A 21,270-nucleotide genomic window follows, 5' to 3' on the forward strand; every position below is an offset into this window, starting at 1 on the left:
CTCAGGAGGCCCGCCGCTCGCGGGCCTCCTGATCGGTCTTCCCTCCGTCGGCTGACGCCACATCAGAAATTCGCCCGACTGCGGGGTCTTCCCGCACGCCCTCGCGCAGCGCCTTGGCGAGCGTGCCCTCGCCGCTCACCTCGACCCGCCCCTCCCGCACGGCGTCGGCCAGGGCCAACTCCCCCCGGCCGAGGGCCGTGCAGGTACCCGTGTCCAGGACCAGCCGGGCGTCCGGCTCCCCGGGGGCGGGCCCGTCGCCGTACACAAGCCCCTCCTCGGCACCGACGTGGAGATGGAACAGCCCTTCCTCCAGACGGACTTCGACGAGTCCCTCCCCGTCCAGCAGGCGCAGCAGGGGCAGGGCGAACCAGTGCGCCCGGACGGCGTCGGTCGGCCGGCGCTCCCCGAGTTCCGCCTGCCCCCACTCCCCCAGCGCCTGGAGCACAGGCAGCAACTCCCGCCCCCGGGGCGTGGCTTCGTACACGAAGGCCGCGCCGGGGGGCGGCAGCCGGCGCCGGGTCGCGAGGCCGTCGCGCTCCATGTCCTTCAGCCGTGAGGCGAGTACGTCCGTGCTGACGCCGGGCAGGTCCGCGTGCAGGTCGGTGTAGCGGCGGGGACCGGCGAGGAGCTCCCGGACGATCAGCAGGGTCCAGCGGTCGCCGACGACGTCGAGGGCGCGAGCGGCGGGACAGTACTGGTCGTAGCTTCGGCGAGGTGGCATGCGACGCAGTCTAGACAAGTTGTTGGACTTTCCAAGCTGCTACTTGGTAAAACCAAGCAACACCAGTGAGCGAGGGGAAACGGCGCATGGAGTTCCGGCAGTCGAGCAAACTGAGCGAGGTCTGTTACGAGATCCGCGGCCCGGTGATAGAGCACGCCAACGCGCTGGAGGAGGCCGGTCACAGCGTGCTGCGCCTGAACACCGGCAACCCCGCGCTCTTCGGATTCGAGGCGCCGGAGGAGATCCTCCAGGACATGATCCGGATGCTGCCGCGGGCGCACGGCTACACCGACTCGCGCGGCGTCCTCTCCGCCCGCCGGGCCGTGGCCCAGCGGTACCAGACACTCGGCCTGGAGGTCGGCGTCGACGACGTCTTCCTCGGCAACGGCGTCTCCGAACTGGTCTCCATGGCCGTCCAGACGCTGATCGAGGACGGCGACGAAATCCTCATCCCCGCCCCGGACTTCCCCCTCTGGACGGCGGTGACGACCCTCGCGGGCGGCAAGGCGGTCCACTACCTCTGCGACGAGCAGGCCGACTGGTACCCGGACCTGGACGACATGGCGTCGAAGATCACCGACCGCACCAAGGCGGTGGTGATCATCAACCCGAACAACCCCACCGGCGCGGTCTACCCGAAGGAGATCGTCGAGGGCATCCTCGACCTCGCCCGGCGGCACGGCCTCATGGTCTTCGCCGACGAGATCTACGACCAGATCCTCTACGACGACGCCGTGCACCACTCGGCCGCCGCGCTCGCCCCCGACCTGGTGGTCCTCACCTTCTGCGGCCTGTCGAAGACGTACCGCGTGGCGGGCTTCCGCTCCGGCTGGCTGGTGGTCACGGGCCCGAAGCAGCACGCCAAGGACTACCTGGAGGGGCTCACCATGCTGGCCTCCATGCGGCTGTGCGCCAACGCGCCCGCGCAGTACGCCATCCAGGCCGCGCTCGGCGGCCGGCAGTCCATCAGCGAGCTGACCGAGCCGGGCGGGCGGCTGCTGGAGCAGCGGGACGTGGCCTGGGAGAAGCTCAACGAGATCCCCGGCGTGACCTGCGTGAAGCCGAAGGGCGCGCTGTACGCCTTCCCGCGCCTCGACCCCAAGGTGCACAGGATCCACGACGACGAGAAGTTCGTCCTGGACCTGCTGCTGCGGGAGAAGATCCAGGTGGTCCAGGGCACGGGCTTCAACTGGCCGGCCCCTGATCACTTCCGCATCCTGACCCTGCCGCACGCGGACGACCTGGAGGCGGCGATCGGGCGGATCGGGCGGTTCCTGAGCGGGTACCGCCAGTAGGCGCGGTTGTCAGTGGCGGGTCGTAGCCTTCGAGCAGGTGGGGCGTGTGCCCCAGGCCGGAGAGGAGCGCGCCGTGACCCGACCGCCGACCGCCGTGCAGCGGCGTGTCATCGACGCCGCCGATCCCGTCACCGGGCGCCTCAAGGGCACCGAGGCGCAGCTCGCGGCACTGGTGAAACGGGGGCTGGCCTTCCGGCACCCCCGGCCGCCGCACGACCACTTTCTGACGCCGGAGGGGCACCGGGTGCGGCAGGGCATCGCCCAGGTGCCCGAGCCCGCCGGGGAGGCCCCCGCCTCGACGGGCGTGTTCGCCGCGCGCACCGGTGCCGAGCCGGATCCTCCGCAACCCGGCCCCGCCCGCCGCCGTGAGGTGCACAGCGCCTGGCAGGGGCTGCTGGAGCTGCGCCGGATGACCAACCGGGACGGCGCCGTGGACCGGCCGTGCGGCTGGGAGCGTACGCATCTGGTGCAGGCCGCGGCGCTGGCTCTGGAGGCGGCCGGGCACAGTCCGGCGGGGCAGCAGGGCGGGGGGTACCGAGTGCGGGAGACCCCGCAACCGGAGGCGGTCTCCGTCCACGAACCGGACGGCGAGGCGCTGCGGGCCTGCGCGGCCACCCTGGAAGGGGCAGGCTGGCAGGTGAGCGAGCACCGCGAACCCCGCACCGGAAGCCGGTATCTCCTGGCTTCGCCACGCCGGGCGTGATGGGCATGCCAAGATCGGGTGGTTGCACTGTGCACGAGAGTCCGGCGCGAGAGGGGAAAGCAGTGAGCGAGCCGTTTTCCGTTCCGGTGACCGTCCGTGGGTACGAGACGGACGTCCAGGGACACCTGAATCAGGCCGTCTATCTCAACTACGCCGAGCACGCCCGCTGGGCGCTGCTCCAGGCGGCCGGGATCAGCCAGGCCCGCCTCATCTCCACGGGCGTGGGACCGGTGGCCCTGGAGACGACCATCCGCTACCAGCGGGAGCTGCTCGCGGGCGACGAGGTCGAGGTGACGTGCGCCTTCGCGTGGAGCGGCGGCAAGACGTTCCGTATCGAGCAGACCGTCCGCAAGGCCGACGGCACGGTGGCCGCCGAGATCACGGCGGTCGGCGGCATCCTGGACCTCAAGGAACGCAGGCTGGTCGCCGACCCCGCGGCGGTCTTCAAGGAGCTGGCGTCGGACCCGGGCATGTTCGGGCTCTAGGTCAGACCGGCTCAGGGGTCCTTGCACTGTGAGCGTCCGATCAGGTCGCGTGGTCTGGTGCCGTGCATCGCAAGGCGCCTAAGTGCCCTGTAGCGGAGCTGCCTGGGCGCTTCGGCAACGCGGCGAGGCGCGGTGCCAGGCCGCGCGACCCGGGCGGGCACAGTGCAAGGACCCCTTAGGCGCGTGTTCCTCGTCGTAGGAGGCGCGCGACTCAGGCGATGCAGACCCTGTTCCGCTCGGCCCAGTCGATCAGGCGTTGCAGGGTCTCGTGCGAATCCCGGGTCACGGACGTCAGTTCGTACTCCACCTTCGGCGGCACCGTCGGGTGGACCGTGCGGGTGACGAGGCGGTCGCGCTCCAGGTTGCGCAGCGTCAGGGTCAGCATCCGGCGGCTGATGCCCTCGATACTGCGCTCCAACTCGGTGAAGCGGATGGGCCCGTGGGGCGCGGCGACGAGGATCTGGACGCTCCGTTTGCCGGAGAGGCATAGGGCTGCCAGCTCGCCTTCCGGGTGGCGACGGTGATCGCGGCCGAGGCGGAAGCCTGAGCGGAGTCCGGCGCCCTCAAGGCGCGGCCGGGGACCTGGGCGCGCCCGTGATCTCCTCGCCCGCCTCCATCGGGTGGGTGACGTCCTTGGCGTCCCGGCCGCCCCTGCCCAGGTGGTTGAAGACCAGGTTGAGCAGCACCGCCGCCACACACCCCGTCGAGATGCCCGAGTCCAGGACGATCCGCGCCGTCTCCGGGAAGGCGTGGTAGAACTCCGGCGCCGTGATGGGGATGATGCCGGCGGCCAGGGAGACGGCCACGATCAGGACGTTGTTGTCCTGGTCCAGGCCGGCCCGGACCAGGGTCTGGATGCCGCTGGCCGCGACGGAGCCGAACAGGACCACGCCCGCCCCGCCGAGCACCGGGCGCGGGACGACGGCGATGAGCGAGGCTGCCATCGGACACAGGCCCATCAGCACCAGGAATCCGCCGCCGGCCGCGACGACGTACCGGCTGCGGATCTTCGTCATCGCGACCAGGCCGATGTTCTGGGCGAAGGCGCTGCACATGAAGCCGTTGAAGAGCGGGCTGATCGCCGAGCCGAGGGTGTCGGCGCGCAGGCCGGCCGCGATGGTCTTCTCGTCGGCCGGGCGGTCGACGATCTCACCCAATGCCAGCATGTCGGCGGTCGACTCGGTCATCGAGACCACCATCACCACGCACAGGGAGATGATCGCGGCGAGCTGGAACTGCGGCGCGCCGAAGTGGAAGGGGGTGGGGAAGCCGATGATCGCCGCGTCCGCGACCGGGCCGAAGTCCGTGGCGCCGAACGGGATCGCGATCAGTGTGCCCGCGACCAGGCCGAGCAGCACCGCGATCTGCTTGACGAAGCCCCGGGTGAAGCGCCGCAGCAGCAGGACGATGACGAGGGTGCCGACGGCCAGCCCCAGGTTGGTCGCCGAACCGTAGTCCTGCGCCGCCGGGTCGGGGCCCTGCGCCCAGCCGAAGGCGACCGGGAGCAGGGAGATGCCGATCAGGGTGATGACCGTGCCCGTCACCACCGGCGGGAAGAAGCGGACCGCCTTGCAGAAGACGGGGGCGGCTATGAAGCCGAGGAGTCCGGCGACGATGACCGCGCCGAAGATGACCGGCAGGGCGTCGGACTTGTCCTCGGTGGAGGCGACGATCGCGGTCATCGGGGCGACACCGGCGAAGGTGACGCCGTTGACGAACGGCAGCCGGGCACCGATCTTCCATATGCCGAGGGTCTGGAGGAGCGTGGCGAGGCCCGCGGTGAACAGGCAGGCGCCGGTGAGGAAGGTCAGGTCGGTGGCGGTCAGGCCGATGGCCGCGCCGACGATCAGGGGTGGGGCGACGACTCCCGCGTACATGGCGGCCACATGCTGGAGGCCGGTCGTCGCCATCTTGAGCGCGGGGAGTTTTTCGTCAACGGGGTGGTCGGCCACGGCGGCTTCCCTCCGGTCGGTTACACGGCTTCGCCACATGACGGCCGTGGGTGTCAAGGAGGTGGTGCTGGTGGTCATGGGGGTACCTCCCTGCTCGAGCGAAGCCGAGAGCTTGGGGGAGGGACCGGGCATGCAGGTGACGGGGGGGTGGCCGTTCCGGGGCGCTCGCGTACACGAGCGCCCCGGAGACAGCCGCCGCGGACCCCGCTCGGGTCCGCGGCCACCGGCCGGGAGCCGTCCCTCCCGGCCGGAGTCATCGGAGTGTTCAGCCCTGCGCGGCGATCCTCGCCAGCCGCCGGGCCTCGTCCCGCGTCGAGCGGGCGATGGCGTCCTCGTCGGCGGTGAGCAGCCGCCCGTCCTCGACGATCTGCCGGCCGTCCACGAAAGAGGCGGTGACCGGGGCCGCCGCGCCGAAGACCAGGGCGGTCACCGGGTCGGCGATGGAGGCGTGGGCGAGCGTGTCCAGCTTCCAGAGCACCAGATCGGCGAGCTTGCCGGGTTCGAGGGAGCCGGTCTCCGCGGCCCTGCCCAGGACCTGGGCGCCGCCGTACGTGCCCAGGCGCAGGGCCTGACGGGCGTTCAGGGCGGCCTCCTTGTGTGCGCCGAGGCGGTTGATGAGGAGGGCGTTGCGCAGCTCGGTGTGGAGTTCGCCGGACTCGTTGGAGGCGGTGCCGTCGACGCCGAGGCCGACCGGGACGCCGGCCGCCAGCATGTCCGGGACGCGGGCGATGCCGGCGGCGAGTCGGGCGTTGGAGGACGGGCAGTGCGCGACGCCGGTCCTGGTCCGGGCGAAGGCGGCGATGTCGGAGTCGTTCATGTGGACGCAGTGCGCCATCCACACGTCCTCGCCGAGCCAGCCGGTGGACTCGAAGTAGTCGGTAGGGCCCATGCCGAACAGTTCGTGGCAGAACTTCTCCTCCTCCACGGTCTCCGAGCCGTGGGTGTGGAGCCGGACGCCGAGGCGGCGGGCGAGCTGGGCGCCGTCCCGCAGCAGTTCGGTGGAGACGGAGAAGGGCGAGCAGGGCGCGACGGCGACCTGGGTCATGGCGTCGAAGGAGGAGTCGTGGTGCTGCCGCACGGTTTCCTCGGTGACGGCCAGCGCGCCGTCCAGGGTCTCGACGGCGAAGTCCGGGGGCAGGCCGCCGTCCTTCTCGCTGCGGTCCATGGAGCCGCGGGCGAGGGTGAAGCGGACGCCCATGTCGCGGGCGGCGCCGATGATCGCGCCGGACAGGTCGCCGGAGCCCTGCGGGAAGACGTAGTGGTGGTCCATGGCGGTGGTGACGCCGCCGCGGGCCATCATCGCGAGCGAGCCCTGGGCCGCCGCGCGCACCATCGGCTCGTCGATGCGCGCCCAGACCGGGTACAGCGCCACCAGCCAGTCGAAGAGGTTGTGGTCCGTGGCCAGACCCCGGGTGATCCACTGGTAGAAGTGGTGATGGGTGTTGATCAGGCCCGGCGTCACGACGTGACCGGAGGCGTCGATTCGGCGTACGACGTTCTCCAGGCCCCCGGGGGCCGCGCCCGGGCCGAGCGACTCGATGCGGTTGCCGGCTAGGACGACGTGTCCGGAGGTGTACTCGGTGTCGTTCGCGTCCACGGTCGCGATCGCACAGTTCTCGATGACGATGCGCCGGTTGGCTGCCATGGTTCGTCCTTTGCGCTGAAGTGGAGAGGGCACGGCAGGACCCCGGGGGTTTGAGTGCCGTGGCCGGAATGACGGGTTCCCCGGCCACGGGTGCCGAAAGAGGGGACGTCAGAGGTTGGTGAGGTCCACGGGGATCCGCGCCTCGCAGCCGTCCCGCAGCATCGTCGCCTCGATCAGGCCGTAGGGGCGGTCGGCGGCGAAGTACACCTCGTTGTCGTTCTTCAGCCCGAACGGCTCCAGATCGACCAGGAAGTGGTGCTTGTTCGGGAGGGAGAAGCGGACCTCGTCGATCTCGCTGCGGTTGTCGATGATCCGCGCGCCCATCTGGTACAGCGTCTGCTGCAGGGACAGGGAGTACGTCTCGGCGAAGGCCTGGAGCATGTGCTTCTTCACCTGCTCGTAGGACTTCTCCCAGTCGGGCATGCGCTGCTCGTCGTCGGTCCAGTTGAACCGCCAGCGGCCGGAGACCTCGGTGGCCAGGATGCGGTCGTAGGCCTCCTTCAGCGTCGTGTACTTGTCCTTGACGTAGCCCCAGAACTCGGAGTCGGTCGAGTTCATCACCGTGAGGTCCTTCAGGCCCGAGACGACCTCCCACGACGAGCCGTCGTAGGTGATCTGGGCCAGCCGGACCTCCTGGCCCTTGCGGACGAAGGAGTGCTTGACCTCGGCGCCGATGACCCCCGAGCTGGCGTCGGACGCCTCGATCCGCTCCCAGGCGTACTCCTCGATGCGGATCCGGGCCCGGTGGATCGGCTCCTGGCCGGTGACGAAGTGCCGGGCGAGATGGATGCCGAACTGCTCGGCGGACTCGATGCCGTACTCCTTGGCGAACGCGTACACCGTGTTCTTGGTGGTGTCGGTCGGCAGGACGTTGGCGTTGGAGCCGGAGTAGTGGACCTCGTCCATGTCGCCGCTCAGCGACACCGAGACGTTCAGGTCCTTGATGTGGTGGGTGGCGCCGTCCCGCGTGATCTTGACGACTCGGTTCTCGGCCTTGCCGTACTGGTTCTGTCCCAGGATGACAGGGCGGGCAGGGCGGGAATTGTCGGTCATTAGCTAGCTCCCTCGGTATACGGAGTAGCCGAACGGGTTGAGCAGCAGCGGTACGTGGTAGTGCTCGCCCGGTACGACGGCGAACGTGATCGCCACCTCCGGGAAGAACACACCGGCGCCGCTGTCCCGATTCGCGGGGGCGTCCTGCTGCGCATCGGCTTGCTTCTTCGCGGATTCTTCGAAGTACGGCTCCACCGCGAAGTCGAGTCGTACGTGAGTGGTCCCCTCCGGCAGGGCCGGGAGGTCCTTGCACCGCCCGTCCGTGTCGGTCGCGGAGCCGCCGAGCGCCTGCCAGTGCGCCTCACGCCCGGAGCGGGCCGAGAGGTGGACGGCGACACCCTCGGCGGGGCGGCCGACGCTGGTGTCCAGGATGTGCGTGGACACGGACGCGGTGGCGGAGGTGCTCATGCTGCGGTCAGTCCTCTTCGACGAGTCGGGCCAGACGGATGCGGTTGATCTTCCCCAGTTCGGTGCGGACGATCTCCCGCTCCCGCTCCGGCGTGTTGCCGATCCGGTCCCGGACCGCGTCGCGCATCTGCTCGCCGGTCCGGCCGGTGGCGCAGATCAGGAAGACATGGCCGAACTTCTCCTGGTAGGCGAGGTTCAGTTCCAGCATCTCCGCCTTGAGCTCGTCGGAGGCGCCGGCCATGCCGCGCTGCTCCCGCGCCGAGACGGGGTCACCGGGCTCGGGTCGGCCGATGGGCGGGTGACCGGCCATCGCCTCGTCGAGGTCCGCGGCCGTCAGCTCCGCCATGGCGGCGTCGCTCGCGGCGTAGAGGTCCTCGCAGGTCGCGTAGGGGCGGGCTGCGAGCAGGCGCTTCGCCCACGCCGCGGAGGCGCACGCCTCGTGGAGCGCGGTGAAGGCCGCGTGCTCGTCGAGGGCGTTGAACCGGGCCAGGCCCGGCGGCGTGGAAGTGGAAGTCACGGGACCCTCCGTGGCCGGATACGGCCTGCATACTGAACGGGCGTGCCGATAGCTAACGCCCTCCCGCGACAGCGCGTCAACAGTTTGTTGAAAATTCTGTGTGACGAAACCCGGCGAGTCAGCCGAACCGGGCGCGAGCCCGCTCAGGGGTCCTTGCACCATGAGCGTCCGATCAGGTCACGCGGTCCGGTGCCGTGCATCGCGAGGCGCCGGAGTGCCCTGGCAGCGGAGCTACCTGGGCGCTTGGGCAACGCGGCGAGGCGCGGTGCCAGCGGACTCGATCCGGGCGGGCACAGTGCAAGGACCCCTCAGGCCCCCTTCTCGCGGTTCAGGTAGTTGTAGACGGTGAAGCGGCTGACGCCGAGGGCGCTCGCCACGGTCTCCACGCCGTGCCGTACGGAGAAGGCGCCGCGCGCCTCGAGTATCCGGACGACCTCCTGTTTGGCCTTGCGGTCGAGATCGGCCAGCGGCATGCCCTTGCGGCGTTCCATGGCGGCCAGGATGTGATCGAGGGAGTCGGCGAGCTGCGGCAGCCGTACGGCGACGGCTTCACGGCCCTCCCAGGAGAGGACCACGTCATCTGGCCCGGCCTCGTCGGGCGGGATCATCTCCCCGCCCATGGCGTCGACCAGGGGCTTGACGGCCGCGATGAACGACTCACCCCCCGCGCCGCTCACGCCTCGCCCTCCTCGATCACGTTGAGCTGGAGCGAGACCCGGGTGGCGCCGGCTGCCAGGGCCTTGCGGAACAGGGCGTCCACGGCGGTGAGCACCGCGTCGGCACCGCCTTCCGCGGTGTTGCCGAACGGGCCGACGTCCACGGCGTCCAGCTCGGCCGCCTCCACGACCTCGCGGGCGACCACCGCGTGCGCGGGGGCCTCGTCCAGGTCGAAGGGCTCGGTCGTGAACTCCACTCTCAGTCGCACGCGCTCAACCTAACGCGCGGGGCGGGCTTTCCGGCAGCCCCCTTGACAGCTCTCCCCCGCCCCGGGCAATCTTCCGTTAAGCAGAAACAAGATTCCGCAATGCGGAAAATCTTCGCCCGCAAGGAAGGGAGCGACGCCCCGATGGGATTCGCAGACCAGCGCTTCGACGTCAACCTGTCGATCCTCTTCACGGAGCTCCCCCTGCTGGAGCGTCCCGCTGCCGCGGCGGCTGCCGGGTTCACCGCGGTCGAGCTGTGGTGGCCCTGGGTGGACTCGCCCACGCCGGAGCGGTCCGAACTCGATGCCCTGAAGCGCGCGATCGAGGACGCCGGCGTCCGGCTCACCGGCCTGAACTTCTACGCCGGGCAGCTCCCCGGCCCGGACCGCGGCGCACTGTCGGTCCCCGGTGAGGAGTCGGAGCGGTTCCGGGCCAACATCGACGTGGCCGCCGATGTCGCCGCCTCCCTGGGCTGCAGGGCCCTCAACGCCCTGTACGGCAACCGCGTCGAGGGTGTGGACCCGGCCGCGCAGGACGCGCTCGCGCTGGAGAACCTGGTCCTCGCGGCCCGGGCCGCCGACCGGATCGGCGCGGTACTGCTGATCGAGGCCCTGAACCGGCCCGAGTCCCCGCTGTACCCGCTGGTGTCCGCACCGGCCGCCGTGGACGTCGTGGACAGGGTCAACGACGCGACGGGGCTGGGCAACGCGCGCTTCCTCATGGACCTCTACCACCTGTCCATGAACGGCGAGGACCTCCCGTCGGTGATCGAGCGGTACGCCGCGAAGACGGGCCATGTCCAGATCGCCGACAACCCGGGACGCGGCGCCCCCGGGACGGGCTCGCTGCCCCTCGAAGACCTCCTCGACCAGCTGCGGAAGGCGGGCTACGACGGCTGGGTCGGCCTCGAGTACAAGCCGGGCGACCGCCCGAGCGCCGAGTCCTTCGACTGGCTGCCCCGCTGACCGCCGTACCGAAAGGCACCCTCGTCATGAGCAACGCACTCGCAGCTTCTCCCCGCCCGGCGATCGCCTGGATCGGCCTCGGCATCATGGGCTCCCCCATGTCCGAGAATCTGATCAAGGCGGGTTACGACGTCACGGGTTTCACCCTGGAGCGGGAGAAGCTGGACCGCCTCGCCGCGGCCGGCGGCACCGCCGCCGGTTCGATCGCCGAGGCCGTGAAGGACGCCGACGTCGTCATCACGATGGTGCCCGCCTCACCGCAGGTCGAGGCCATCGCCTACGGCCCCGACGGCATCCTGGAGAACGCGAAGTCCGGCGCGCTGCTGATCGACATGTCCTCGATCACCCCGCAGACCTCGGTAGACCTGGCGAAGGCCGCCGAGGACAAGGGCATCCGCGTGCTGGACGCCCCGGTGTCCGGCGGTGAGGCCGGTGCCGTCGAGGCCGTGCTGTCCATCATGGTGGGCGGCGAGCAGGCCGACTTCGACCAGGCCGAGCCGATCTTCGAGGCGCTCGGCAAGACCATCGTGCTGTGCGGCCCGCACGGCTCCGGCCAGACCGTGAAGGCCGCCAACCAGCTGATCGTCGCCGTGAACATACAGGCGTGCGCCGAGGCCGTGGTCTTCCTGGAGAAGTCCGGCGTGGACCTGAGGGCCGCCCTGGACGTCCTCAACGGCGGCCTCGCCGGCTCGACCGTGCTGACCCGCAAGAAGGACAACTTCCTCGGCCGCGACTTCAAGCCGGGCTTCCGGATCGACCTGCACCACAAGGACATGGGCATCGTCACGGACGCCGCCCGCACCGTCGGCGCGGCTCTGCCCGTCGGCGCCGTCGTCGCACAACTGGTCGCGTCCCTGCGCGCGCAGGGCGACGGCGGCCTGGACCACTCGGCCCTGCTGCGGGCCGTGGAGCGGCTCTCCGGCGCCCAGATCTGACCCTCGTCACCGCCGGGGGTCCCCGCGACCCGGGCGGCGTCGCCGCTGACACCTGTCCTGTCGCGCCCAGAGCGGCGGCGCCGCCCGGAACCAGCCAGGCCCATCGCATCAGCAAACTGTTGACGCTCTGATTCCTTCCAGGCGGGCGAGCTGTACCGCCTGAAGTCCGCGCAGGAGAAGTCCCGCCCGGTCGCGAACATCGCGGGCGGCCTCTCGCAGGCCTCCCGCGACGACGTGATCGAGAAGAACCTCGCGCCTTCCACGCCGCCGACCCCGAGTACGGGCGGCACGTGGAGGAGGCGGTCCGCGCCCTGCGCGAGGACGGAACTCCCTGACCGCGTCCGACCGCCCGGGACCGGCCCGGATGAGGGGTGGCCGCCCCGGGCACGGACGCGGGCAGGGCGCCGACCGCGGCGGCTGCGAGCCAGTGCGGTGGTGAAGGGCCCGGGCCGGCTTCCCGATCTGAGGGAAGACCGCCCTGGCGTCCGTCGCACCCGCCGCGGTCCCGGCACTTGCCCCCTCAAGACCCCGTCCGGCGGTGCGAACGTCGCGTCGCGCCCAGCCTCGCGCGGACGGCCGGCCCCCTCAGGGTGCGGAACCGTCCCGCTCGCAGCAGCCTGAAGGCATGGCACCTCCCACCGAGCATCCGCATGTCGTGGTCCACGCCCCCGCCCTGGACGGATCCCGCCGGGTCACCCTGGGCGAGGAGCCCCTGGGCGTCGCCACGCACGCCGACGACGTCGCCGAGATCCTGCGGCTGGCCGACCTGTACGTCACGGACGTCGCGGAGAGCGACATCGTCGAATGGCAGGGCGGCGGCCCGGACGACTGGCCGGGGCTGTCGGAACATCACGAGGCGTGAACACACCTACGGCACCGGTCGTAGGCCTTGTACGGAACCCTCAAATGAACCTCTGAACCCGGCCCCGGGGGCTTCAACTGCCCCCGGGGCCGGGCACATTCTCGACACACGGGGCCCGCCGACACGGGGGCGGCGGGCCCCGGCACGGGGGTGAGGCCATGAGCGACGGTACGGCGGTCCGGCTGGAGCCGCACGAGATCGCACTGCTGGAGGACGGCCCTCGGGCCGCCGTCACCGTCGCCGTGGTGGACCTGTATCTGCGGGGTCTGGTGGTGCCGGACCGGCCGGGGAAGATACGGGCCGGCATCGCGGACGCCGGGAGCGCGGAGCGACCGCCGTCCCCTCTGGCCCAGGAGGTGCACGCCTGTCTCCACGAGCCCACCGGTCTCCGGACGTTGGTCAAGGATCCGGATGTACGGCTCGCGCTGGCCCTCATGCGCATCCCGCTCGCGGAGGCGGGCCTGCTGCGCTACCCGCTGCTCGGCCCGACGCGCGGCGCCCGCCGCCATGTGCGGGAGCTGCGGCGGCTCCACCCGCTGCCCGCGAGCAGGCGCGGCCTGACAGACCACGACCGGCTGCTCGCCGTCGCCCTGCACGGAGAGGCGGCCCTGTGGCTGCTGGTGCCGCGCTTCGCCCTCCGGGCGGGGCTGATCCGCCGGGCCGAGCTGGGCGGCAAGAGCCTTCTCAAGCACCCGCCGCGCCGTACGGGTGGAGGCGGCGGGGGTTACTCCTACTGCGGCGGGGGCGGGTGCGGAGGCGGAGGTGGCGGGGACTGACCGCGGGTTCCGGCATGCCCGGGACACCGGGGGTGTCCGCAGAGTCCCGCCTGCCCCGCGACGCCCGGCACGCGCGGGAGAGGGGCGGTCCGTCCTCCTGGACGGACCGCCCCTCTCCCGCGTACGCGTCAGACCTTCAGCGTCTTGATCGACGTCGGCGCGTGGCCGGGCTCGGTGGCGAGCTCCTCGAACTCCACGACGTTGCCGATGTCGTTGGTCGTCGACATGGAGATGTTGGTGACGCGCTCCAGGATCACCTCGACGACGACCGGGACCCGGTACTCGGCGGCGAGCTTCTTGGCCTGCTCGAAGGCGGCGCCGAGCTCGGCCGGGTCGGTGACGCGGATCGCCTTGCAGCCGAGGCCCTCGGCGACCTTGACGTGATCGACGCCGTAGACGCCGAGCTCGGGCGCGTTGATGTTCTCGAACTCCAGGTTGACCTGGAAGTCGATGTCGAAGGCCCGCTGCGCCTGGCGGATCAGTCCCAGATAGGAGTTGTTGACGAGGACATGGACGTACGGGATCTTGTGCTGCGCGCCGACCGCCAGTTCCTCGATCATGAACTGGAAGTCGTAGTCGCCCGAGAGCGCGACGACGGACGCCTCCGGGTCGGCCTTGGCGACGCCGAGCGCGGCCGGGACGGTCCAGCCGAGCGGGCCGGCCTGGCCGCAGTTGATCCAGTGGCGGGGCCGGTAGACGTGCAGCATCTGGGCGCCGGCGATCTGCGAGAGGCCGATGGTGGAGACGTACCGGGTCTCCGGGCCGAAGGCCTTGTTCATCTCCTCGTAGACGCGCTGCGGCTTGATCGGGATGTCGTCGAAGTGCGTACGGCGCTGGAGGGTCGCCTTCCTGTCCTGCGCGGCGCCCGCCCAGGCGGAGCGGTCGGGCAGCCGGCCGGACGTCTTCAGCTCGCGCGCCACCTCGACGAACAGCTCCAGCGCGGTCTTGGCGTCGGAGGCGATGCCGTAGTCCGGGGCGAAGATCCTGCCGATCTGGGTGGGCTCGATGTCGACGTGGACGAACTTCCGTCCGGCCGTGTAGACGTCGAGTTTGCCGGTGTGGCGGTTGGCCCAGCGGTTGCCGATGCCGAGGACGAAGTCGGACTCCAGGAACGTCGCGTTGCCGTAGCGGTGCGAGGTCTGGAGGCCGACCATGCCGGCGTTCAGCTCGTGGTCGTCGGGGAGGACGCCCCAGCCCATGAGGGTGGGGACGACCGGAGTGCCCGTCAACTCGGCGAATTCAACGAGCAGTTCGGCGGCGTCGGCGTTGATGACGCCGCCGCCCGCGACGATCAGCGGCCGCTCGGCGGCGTTCAGCATCCCGATCGCCTTCTCGATCTGGGCGCGGGTCGCGGCGGGCTTGTAGACCGGGAGCGGCTCGTACGTCTCCGGGTCGAACTCGATCTCCGTGAGCTGGACGTCGATCGGCAGGTCGATGAGGACCGGGCCGGGGCGGGCGGAGCGCATCAGGTGGAAGGCCTGCTGGAAGACGCCGGGGACCTGCGCGGCCTCCAGCACGGTCACCGCCGTCTTGGTGACCGGCTTGGCGATCGAGGCGATGTCGACGGCCTGGAAGTCCTCTTTGTGAATCACGGCGGTCGGGGCCTGGCCGGTGATGCACAGGATCGGGATGGAGTCGCCGGTCGCGGAGTACAGGCCCGTGATCATGTCGGTGCCGGCCGGTCCGGACGTGCCGATGCAGACGCCGATGTTGCCCGCGTGCGTGCGGGTGTAGCCCTCGGCCATGTGCGAGGCACCCTCGACATGGCGGGCGAGGGTGTGGTGGATGCCGCCGGAGGCCTTGAGCGCCGCGTAGAAGGGGTTGATCGCCGCGCCCGGGACACCGAACGCGTCGGTGACGCCCTCGCGCTTGAGGATCTCAACTGCCGCGCGGGCAGCGGTCATTCGAGCCATCGAGTACTCCTGCTTCGGCTGTCGGATTCGCATTCCCGTCGCGCCCAGCGGTAAGCTATTCCGCATTACGGAAAGTAACTTCTACTATCTGGAATGAATGTATGGGGGTGGGTGAAGGGCGTCAAGAGACCGGCAAGCGGCGGACGGGCAGGCGTTCACCGGCGCACGATGGACGCGCGGTGCCTGACGCCGCCGGGGACGCGGACGACGCCCGGGCCCGCGCCGACGCCCTCGGCATCCCGCTGTTCGTCCTCGACCTCACCGGCGCACCGCGGCCGGTGAACGCCCCGGTCGGCGCACTGGACGCCACCGGCACGGCTGACCGGGCGCCCTGACAAGCCCGAACAGGTCAGTCGTCGCCGGGCCCGGGCCTGCTGAACTCTTCGATCAGCACGGGATACTGCTCGCCACCGTGTCCCGCGGCGATCGAGCGGTCGGCCATCGCCTTGAACAGCTTCGGCAGTTCGGCGTTGACACCCACCGCCTCGCTCTCCTCGATCAGGTGTGCCATGGCCCGCGCGTCGGTCTCCAGGGCCGACACCTCGGCGGGGAAGGAGCCGCTGTCGATCTGCTCGGCGTATCCGGGCAGCCATTCGGCCACGCCGGCGGCGATCCGCTGGGCGAACGGCGCGTACGTCGCGGCGTCGACACCGGCCGTCCTGAGCAGCGCGGTGCCCTGGAGCCAGGCGTTCAGGACGCTCCACATCATGGCCAGTCCGGCCACGTCGTACAGGGACGCCAGGCCATGGTCCGCACCGAGGTGGGTGACGGTGCCGAGCGCGTCGAGTGTCGGCTTGTGCTCGTCGAAGTCCGCCTGCGGGCCGCTGTGCAGAATCACCGCCTCGGGCGTGCCGATGGCCGGCGGGACGGCCATGACGGCGCCGTCCAGGTAGCGGGCGCCGCGCTGCTCGGCCCATCGGGCGGTCTCCCGGGCCTGGGCCGAGTCGCCCGAGGTCAGATTGACCAGCGTCGTGCCGTCGAGTTCGACATCGCTCGTGCCGAACAGCTCCCGCACAGCCTGGTAGTCGGTGACGCAGACGATCGTCAGGGAGCCGGCCTGAACCGCGTCGCCGACCGTCGGCGCGAGCCGTGCGCCTCGGGCCACCAGCCCGTCGGCTTTGGCGGTCGTACGGTTCCACACGGTCGTGGGATGCCCGGCCTTCAGGAACGCGCCGGCGAGTGCTTGGCCCATCAGGCCGAGTCCGATAACTGTCACGGGTGTGTCGGTGTTGGTCATGGCAGCATCGTCAACGTTGATACCGGTGTGAAGGTCAAGCGAGGTTTTTGATGCGTATCGGGGAACTGAGTCGCCGGACGGGCGTCAACGCCCATCAGTTGCGCTACTACGAGGCTCAGGGCCTGCTGGAGGCGGACCGCGGCACGAACGGGTACCGCGAGTATGACGAGAACGCGGTACTGCGGGTGAGACAGATCCGCCACCTGCTCGGCGCCGGCTTATCGTCCGAGGACATCGCTTATCTGCTGCCCTGTGCCGTCGGAGAGGCCCCGGAGTTGCTCGGGTGTCCCGAACTACTGGCGGCGATGCGGTCGCGGCTGCGCCGGCTGGACGACCAGATGGCCACGCTCGCCCGCTCCCGGGACGCCCTCGCCGACTACATCGACGCGGCCGAGCGCATGGGCAGCCGCACCTACCCGCCCTTCGACGACGCCGACCCGGAGCGTGTGCCCGCCTGACGGTCGTGGAGCGAGTGGACCGAACGAGGGTAGCCACCGGATCCCGGTGCCGACCGCGCCGCATACTCACCCCATGCGCATCCGCCCCGCGACCGCCGCCGAACTCCCCGCCCTCCAGGACATCGAACGTGCCGCCGGCGCCCCCTTCCGCGAGCTAGGCATGCCGCAGATCGCCGACGACGAACCGCCCGCGCTCGACGTGCTGGAGCGCTACCGCGAGGCGGGTCGCTGCTGGGTCGCGGTGGACGAGCGGGGCCACCCGGCCGCGTACCTCGTCGCCGAACCCGTGGACGGCGCCCTGCACATCGAGCAGGTCTCGGTCCACCCGCGCGCCGCGCGCCGGGGTGTGGGCCGGGCCCTGCTGGCGTACGCCGCCGACCGCGCCCGCGAGGAGGGCCTGGCCGCCCTCACGCTGACCACCTTCACGGAGGCCCCGTGGAACGCCCCTTACTACGCCCGCCTCGGCTTCCGCACCCTCGCGGAGGCCGACCTCACCCCCGGCCTGCGCCAGATCCGCGCGACGGAGGCCGAACACGGCCTGGACCGGTGGCCCCGTGTGTGCATGCGCGCACCCCTGTGACCGGGCCGCGGAAATCCACGCGCGGCCCGGCCCGCACTGCTGCCACGATGCGCCCAGGCGACATCGAACCCGGCACGCTCGTCGTGCGCCGCGCCGAGGCGTCGGACCGCACGGCGCTTACCGAGACGGACCCGATCGCGGCGGCGGGAGACAGGGCGCGCCGCGCGGGCATCCGGCGCTGGTGCGAGCAGGGCCTGGCACTGCCGGCCGAGGACGCGCGCCGGCCCGTGGGCTACGGCGTGCTGGAGTACACCTTCTTCGAACAGGGCTTCCTCACCCTGCTGACGGTCGCGCCCGCCGCACGCCGGCAGGGAGTGGCCACGCGTCTCCTCACGGCTGTCGAAGCCGCGTGCACCACGCCCAAGCTGTTCACCTCGACCAACGCCTCCAACCAGCCCATGCAGCAACTGCTTTCGAGAGCCGGCTGGCAACCGCCGGTCTGGTCCACGGCCTCGACGACGGCGACCCCGAGCTGTTCTACCTCTGCCCGCCCGCGAACCTCTCCCGTAGTTCCACCTTGCGTACCTTCCCGGAGACGGTCATCGGAAAGGAGTCGAGGAGCTGAAGTCTGCTCGGGATCTTGTAGTGGGCGAGGCGGCCCTGGCAGAAGGCGTGGAGTTCGTCCAGGGTGAGCGGGTCGGCGGCGTCGCGGGGGATGACGCAGGCGAGGACCTCCTCGCCGTAGTGGTCGTGCGGGACGCCCACGACCTGGACGTCCTGGATCTTGGGGTGGGGGTAGAGGAACTCCTCGATCTCGCGGGGGTAGATGTTCTCCCCGCCCCGGATGATCATGTCCTTGATGCGGCCGACGACCTCGACGTAGCCGTCATCGCGCATCACCGCGAGGTCGCCGGTGTGCATCCAGCGGCCCGCGTCGATGGCCTCGGCGGTCTTCTCCGGCTCGTTCCAGTAGCCGAGCATCACGCTGTAGCCGCGGGTGCACAACTCGCCCGCCTGGCCGCGCGGTCGGGTCACGCCCGTCGCCGGGTCGACGATCTTCACCTCGATGTGCGGCAGCACGCGGCCGACCGTGCCGGTGCGGTGTTCCAGGTCGTCGTCGCGCCGGGTCTGCGTGGAGACGGGCGAGGTCTCCGTCATGCCGTAGCAGATCGACACCTCGGCCATGTTCATCTCGGTGACCACCCGCTTCATCACCTCCACCGGGCAGGGCGAGCCCGCCATGATGCCGGTGCGCAGGGAGGAGAGGTCGTACGACGCGAAGCCGGGGAGGTTCAGCTCCGCGATGAACATGGTCGGGACGCCGTAGAGCGAGGTGCAGCGCTCCTGCTGGACCGCGTCCAGCGTGGCCTTCGGGTCGAAGGACGGGGCCGGGATGACCATGCAGGCGCCGTGGGACGTGGCGGCCAGATTCCCCATGACCATGCCGAAGCAGTGATAGAAGGGCACTGGGATGCAGATCCGGTCCTGCTCGGTGTAGGCGATCGACTCGCCCACGAAATAGCCGTTGTTGAGGATGTTGTGGTGGGAGAGGGTGGCCCCCTTCGGGAAGCCCGTCGTGCCCGACGTGTACTGGATGTTGATCGGGTCGTCGCAGGACAGGTCGTCGTCCTCGAACCGGGCGCCGGAAGTCCCCCGCCCGAGCAACGCGTCCCAGCTCGGGTCGCCGAAGTACACGACCTCGCGCAACTTGGCGCAGCTGCCCCGCACTTGCCCGACCATCGCCCGGTAGTCGCTCGTCTTGTGACCGAGGGAGGCGAACAGGAGGGAGATCCCGGCCTGTTTGAGGACGTACTCGACCTCGTGCGTGCGGTAGGCCGGGTTGATGTTCACCATGATCGCGCCGATGCGGGCGGTGGCGTACTGGACCAGGACCCACTCGGGGCAGTTGACCGCCCAGATGCCCACCCGGTCGCCCTTGGCGACCCCGGAGGCGAGCAGCGCGGAGGCCAGTTCGTCGACGGCCGCGCCGAACTGCGCGTACGTCCAGCGCCGCCCGGACGGCACGTCGACCAGCGCCTCACGGTCCGGCCAGGTGGCCACCGCGCGGTCCAGGTTGGCCCCGATGGTGTCGCCGAGCAGAGCCGTCTCGCCGGCTCCATGACTGTACGAGGTCACCGGAAGTCCTCCTCGCGGTACTCGGTGTCCGACCCGGCCGCCGTGGCCTCGCGCAGCTCGATGCGGCGGATCTTGCCCGAGACGGTCTTCGGCAGGTCGCCGAACTCCAGGCGGCGGATGCGCTTGTAGGGGGCCAGGGCCTCACGGGAGTGCTCGAACAGCACCTTCGCGGTGTCGGGGCCGGGTTCCCAGCCCGCCGCCAGGACGACGTAGGCCTTCGGCACCGCGAGCCGCAGCTCGTCCGGCGCGGGCACGACGGCCGCCTCGGCCACCGCCTCGTGCTCCAGCAGCACGCTCTCGAGCTCGAAGGGGCTGATCTTGTAGTCGGACGCCTTGAAGACGTCGTCCGCGCGGCCGACGTAGGTGATGTAGCCGTCCGCGTCCCGTGCGCCGATGTCGCCCGTGCGGTAGTAGCCGCCGGCCATCGCCTCCGCCGTGCGGTCCGCGTCGCCGTGGTAGCCGGTCATCAGGCCGACGGGCCGGTCCGACAGGTCGAGCGCGATCTCCCCTTCGCTCACACCCGGCGCGCCCGAGACGGGGTCCAGCAGTTCGACGCGGTAGCCGGGGCTCGGCCGGCCCATCGAGCCGGTCTTGAGCGGCTGGCCGGGGCTGTTGGCGACCTGCACGGCCGTCTCGGTCTGGCCGAAGCCGTCCCGGATGGTGACGCCCCAGGACCGGCGGACCTGCTCGATGACCTCCGGGTTGAGCGGCTCACCGGCGGCGACGATCTCGCGGGGTGGGGTGCGCAGCCGCGTCAGGTCGGCCTGGATGAGCATGCGCCAGACGGTTGGCGGGGCGCAGAAGGTGGTGACCCGGGCCCGGTCCATCTCGGTCATGAGACGGACGGCGTCGAAACGCGTGTAGTTGTACAGGAAGACGGTCGCTTCGGCGTTCCAGGGGGCGAAGAGGTTGGACCAGGCGTGCTTGGCCCAGCCGGGCGAGGAGATGTTCAGATGCACGTCACCGGGCTTGAGGCCGATCCAGTACATGGTCGACAGGTGCCCGATCGGGTACGAGGTGTGGGTGTGCTCGACGAGTTTGGGCCGGGCGGTGGTGCCCGAGGTGAAGTACAGCATCAGCGGGTCGTCGGCCCGGGTCGGGGCGTCGGGCGTGAAGTCGGCCGGGGCTCCGTAGGCGTCGTCCAGCGGCAGCCAGCCCTCGGGGGCGGTGCCTGCGGCGATGCGCGTGTAGCGGCCGGGGACCTCGGCGAACTTGCCGGTGTCCTCGGAGCGCGCGATGACGTGCCGGACCCGGCCGCGGTCGACGCGGTCGCGCAGGTCGGCGGGGCCGAGCAGCGGGGTGGCCGGGATGACCACGGCTCGCAGTTTCATCGCCGCGAGCGCGGTGATCCACAGTTCGGCCTGGTTGCCGAGCATCACGAGGATCCGGTCCTCGGCGCGCACGCCCCGGGCCCGCAGCCAGTTGGCGAACTGGGCGGAGCGTACGGACATCTCCGCGAAGGACAGCTGTGTCTCGCGGCCGTCCTCCTCGACGATGTGCAGCGCGGTGCGGGCGTTGCCGTGCGCGATCTCGTCGAACCAGTCGAGCGCCCAGTTGAAGCAGTCGGGACGGGGCCAGCGGAAGTTCTCGTAGGCCGTGCCGTAGTCCTCGCGGTGTTCCAGCAGGAAGTCCCGCGCGCCGCGGAACACCTCCGTCGCCGATGCCATTCGTCCTCCTTGGTGCCGGACCATTGCCGGGCAGCTCCGAACCATCGTGTAATCCGTGATGCAGGCCTCACTACCCCAGGTCTCACTACCCCCGAACGG

22 protein-coding genes and 3 pseudogenes are annotated in these 21,270 nt (G+C 70.7%); 12 read left to right on the forward strand and 13 right to left on the reverse strand.

Annotated elements, in window-relative coordinates; all coding sequences use genetic code 11:
- Position 1: 1 nt before the first annotated feature.
- Complete coding sequence (locus ACWD1U_RS01195; RefSeq protein ID WP_451103578.1) at positions 2-721, reverse strand: winged helix-turn-helix transcriptional regulator; 720 nt, start codon at positions 719-721, stop codon at positions 2-4.
- 86 nt (positions 722-807) lie between these two features.
- Here ACWD1U_RS01195 and ACWD1U_RS01200 point away from each other — a divergent pair, with 86 nt between their 5' ends.
- The 3 genes from ACWD1U_RS01200 to ACWD1U_RS01210 all read left to right on the forward strand — a co-directional run bounded on the left by ACWD1U_RS01200 (position 808) and on the right by ACWD1U_RS01210 (position 3,204).
- Positions 808-2,016 carry a pyridoxal phosphate-dependent aminotransferase gene (locus ACWD1U_RS01200; protein WP_451103579.1) on the forward strand — a complete coding sequence of 403 codons (1,209 nt, stop codon included), beginning with the start codon at positions 808-810 and terminating at the stop codon, positions 2,014-2,016.
- 73 nt (positions 2,017-2,089) lie between these two features.
- The gene (locus tag ACWD1U_RS01205; RefSeq protein ID WP_451103580.1) at positions 2,090-2,719 is read left to right on the forward strand and encodes a hypothetical protein; all 630 of its coding nucleotides are present in this window, start codon (positions 2,090-2,092) and stop codon (positions 2,717-2,719) included.
- 62 nt (positions 2,720-2,781) lie between these two features.
- Entirely contained in the window at positions 2,782-3,204 is a 423-nt protein-coding gene (locus ACWD1U_RS01210; RefSeq protein ID WP_451103581.1) for an acyl-CoA thioesterase, read from the forward strand.
- 174 nt (positions 3,205-3,378) lie between these two features.
- Here ACWD1U_RS01210 and ACWD1U_RS01215 read toward each other — a convergent pair.
- The 8 genes and pseudogenes from ACWD1U_RS01215 to ACWD1U_RS01250 all read right to left on the reverse strand — a co-directional run.
- Positions 3,379-3,703 (reverse strand): annotated as a pseudogene (locus tag ACWD1U_RS01215) (winged helix-turn-helix transcriptional regulator); the annotation flags it as partial.
- A 64-nt stretch (positions 3,704-3,767) separates the two neighbouring features.
- On the reverse strand, positions 3,768-5,156 hold the full coding sequence (locus ACWD1U_RS01220; protein WP_451103957.1) for a nucleobase:cation symporter-2 family protein: 1,389 nt from the start codon (positions 5,154-5,156) through the stop codon (positions 3,768-3,770).
- Between the two features lie 265 nt (positions 5,157-5,421).
- Positions 5,422-6,801, reverse strand: coding sequence for an 8-oxoguanine deaminase (locus tag ACWD1U_RS01225; protein ID WP_451103582.1), 1,380 nt, complete (start codon positions 6,799-6,801; stop codon positions 5,422-5,424).
- 108 nt (positions 6,802-6,909) lie between these two features.
- Positions 6,910-7,854: a factor-independent urate hydroxylase gene (gene pucL, locus ACWD1U_RS01230; protein WP_451103583.1), complete on the reverse strand. Its 945-nt coding sequence runs from the start codon at positions 7,852-7,854 to the stop codon at positions 6,910-6,912.
- Positions 7,855-7,857: 3 nt separating this feature from the next.
- Entirely contained in the window at positions 7,858-8,262 is a 405-nt protein-coding gene (gene uraH / locus ACWD1U_RS01235) for a hydroxyisourate hydrolase (protein WP_451103584.1), read from the reverse strand.
- 7 nt (positions 8,263-8,269) lie between these two features.
- A complete protein-coding gene (gene uraD, locus ACWD1U_RS01240; protein ID WP_451103585.1) occupies positions 8,270-8,779 on the reverse strand; it encodes a 2-oxo-4-hydroxy-4-carboxy-5-ureidoimidazoline decarboxylase in 510 nt (169 codons plus the stop codon).
- 308 nt (positions 8,780-9,087) lie between these two features.
- Complete coding sequence (locus ACWD1U_RS01245; RefSeq protein WP_451103586.1) at positions 9,088-9,456, reverse strand: helix-turn-helix domain-containing protein; 369 nt, start codon at positions 9,454-9,456, stop codon at positions 9,088-9,090.
- Entirely contained in the window at positions 9,453-9,704 is a 252-nt protein-coding gene (locus ACWD1U_RS01250) for a hypothetical protein (protein ID WP_451103587.1), read from the reverse strand. The genes ACWD1U_RS01245 and ACWD1U_RS01250 overlap by 4 nt, the downstream gene beginning before the upstream one ends.
- A 141-nt stretch (positions 9,705-9,845) precedes the next feature.
- Between ACWD1U_RS01250 and ACWD1U_RS01255 the strand changes: the two genes are divergently transcribed.
- The 5 genes and pseudogenes from ACWD1U_RS01255 (at position 9,846) to ACWD1U_RS01275 (ending at position 13,240) form a co-directional block, all read left to right on the forward strand.
- Positions 9,846-10,667, forward strand: coding sequence for a TIM barrel protein (locus ACWD1U_RS01255; protein WP_451103588.1), 822 nt, complete (start codon positions 9,846-9,848; stop codon positions 10,665-10,667).
- Positions 10,668-10,693: 26 nt separating this feature from the next.
- Positions 10,694-11,602, forward strand: coding sequence for a 2-hydroxy-3-oxopropionate reductase (locus ACWD1U_RS01260; RefSeq protein ID WP_451103589.1), 909 nt, complete (start codon positions 10,694-10,696; stop codon positions 11,600-11,602).
- A 123-nt stretch (positions 11,603-11,725) separates the two neighbouring features.
- Positions 11,726-11,937, forward strand: a pseudogene (locus tag ACWD1U_RS01265) (catalase-related domain-containing protein); the annotation flags it as partial.
- Between the two features lie 290 nt (positions 11,938-12,227).
- Positions 12,228-12,464 carry a hypothetical protein gene (locus tag ACWD1U_RS01270; RefSeq protein ID WP_451103590.1) on the forward strand — a complete coding sequence of 79 codons (237 nt, stop codon included), beginning with the start codon at positions 12,228-12,230 and terminating at the stop codon, positions 12,462-12,464.
- Positions 12,465-12,622: 158 nt separating this feature from the next.
- Positions 12,623-13,240 carry a TIGR04222 domain-containing membrane protein gene (locus ACWD1U_RS01275; protein ID WP_451103591.1) on the forward strand — a complete coding sequence of 206 codons (618 nt, stop codon included), beginning with the start codon at positions 12,623-12,625 and terminating at the stop codon, positions 13,238-13,240.
- A gap of 128 nt (positions 13,241-13,368) precedes the next feature.
- Here the strand turns inward: ACWD1U_RS01275 and gcl are convergent, their stop codons facing one another.
- Positions 13,369-15,153, reverse strand: a complete 1,785-nt coding sequence (gene gcl / locus ACWD1U_RS01280; protein WP_451103592.1) for a glyoxylate carboligase — start codon at positions 15,151-15,153, stop codon at positions 13,369-13,371.
- Positions 15,154-15,332: 179 nt separating this feature from the next.
- Between gcl and ACWD1U_RS01285 the strand changes: the two genes are divergently transcribed.
- On the forward strand, positions 15,333-15,488 hold the full coding sequence (locus ACWD1U_RS01285; RefSeq protein WP_451103978.1) for a hypothetical protein: 156 nt from the start codon (positions 15,333-15,335) through the stop codon (positions 15,486-15,488).
- 14 nt (positions 15,489-15,502) lie between these two features.
- Here ACWD1U_RS01285 and ACWD1U_RS01290 read toward each other — a convergent pair whose 3' ends face one another.
- Entirely contained in the window at positions 15,503-16,390 is an 888-nt protein-coding gene (locus ACWD1U_RS01290) for an NAD(P)-dependent oxidoreductase (RefSeq protein ID WP_451103593.1), read from the reverse strand.
- Between the two features lie 50 nt (positions 16,391-16,440).
- Here ACWD1U_RS01290 and ACWD1U_RS01295 point away from each other — a divergent pair, with 50 nt between their 5' ends.
- From ACWD1U_RS01295 to ACWD1U_RS01305, 3 genes and pseudogenes are all read left to right on the forward strand, one after another.
- Complete coding sequence (locus tag ACWD1U_RS01295) at positions 16,441-16,848, forward strand: MerR family transcriptional regulator (protein ID WP_451103594.1); 408 nt, start codon at positions 16,441-16,443, stop codon at positions 16,846-16,848.
- A 73-nt stretch (positions 16,849-16,921) separates the two neighbouring features.
- The gene (locus tag ACWD1U_RS01300; RefSeq protein WP_451103595.1) at positions 16,922-17,428 is read left to right on the forward strand and encodes a GNAT family N-acetyltransferase; all 507 of its coding nucleotides are present in this window, start codon (positions 16,922-16,924) and stop codon (positions 17,426-17,428) included.
- A gap of 47 nt (positions 17,429-17,475) precedes the next feature.
- Positions 17,476-17,793 (forward strand): annotated as a pseudogene (locus tag ACWD1U_RS01305) (GNAT family N-acetyltransferase); the annotation flags it as partial.
- 112 nt (positions 17,794-17,905) lie between these two features.
- Here the strand turns inward: ACWD1U_RS01305 and ACWD1U_RS01310 are convergent.
- Positions 17,906-19,504 carry an AMP-binding protein gene (locus ACWD1U_RS01310; RefSeq protein WP_451103596.1) on the reverse strand — a complete coding sequence of 533 codons (1,599 nt, stop codon included), beginning with the start codon at positions 19,502-19,504 and terminating at the stop codon, positions 17,906-17,908.
- Positions 19,501-21,171: an AMP-binding protein gene (locus tag ACWD1U_RS01315; protein ID WP_451103597.1), complete on the reverse strand. Its 1,671-nt coding sequence runs from the start codon at positions 21,169-21,171 to the stop codon at positions 19,501-19,503. The genes ACWD1U_RS01310 and ACWD1U_RS01315 overlap by 4 nt, the downstream gene beginning before the upstream one ends.
- Positions 21,172-21,270 lie beyond the last annotated feature (99 nt).

The sequence above is a fragment of the Streptomyces sp. NPDC002788 genome, from assembly GCF_053592115.1.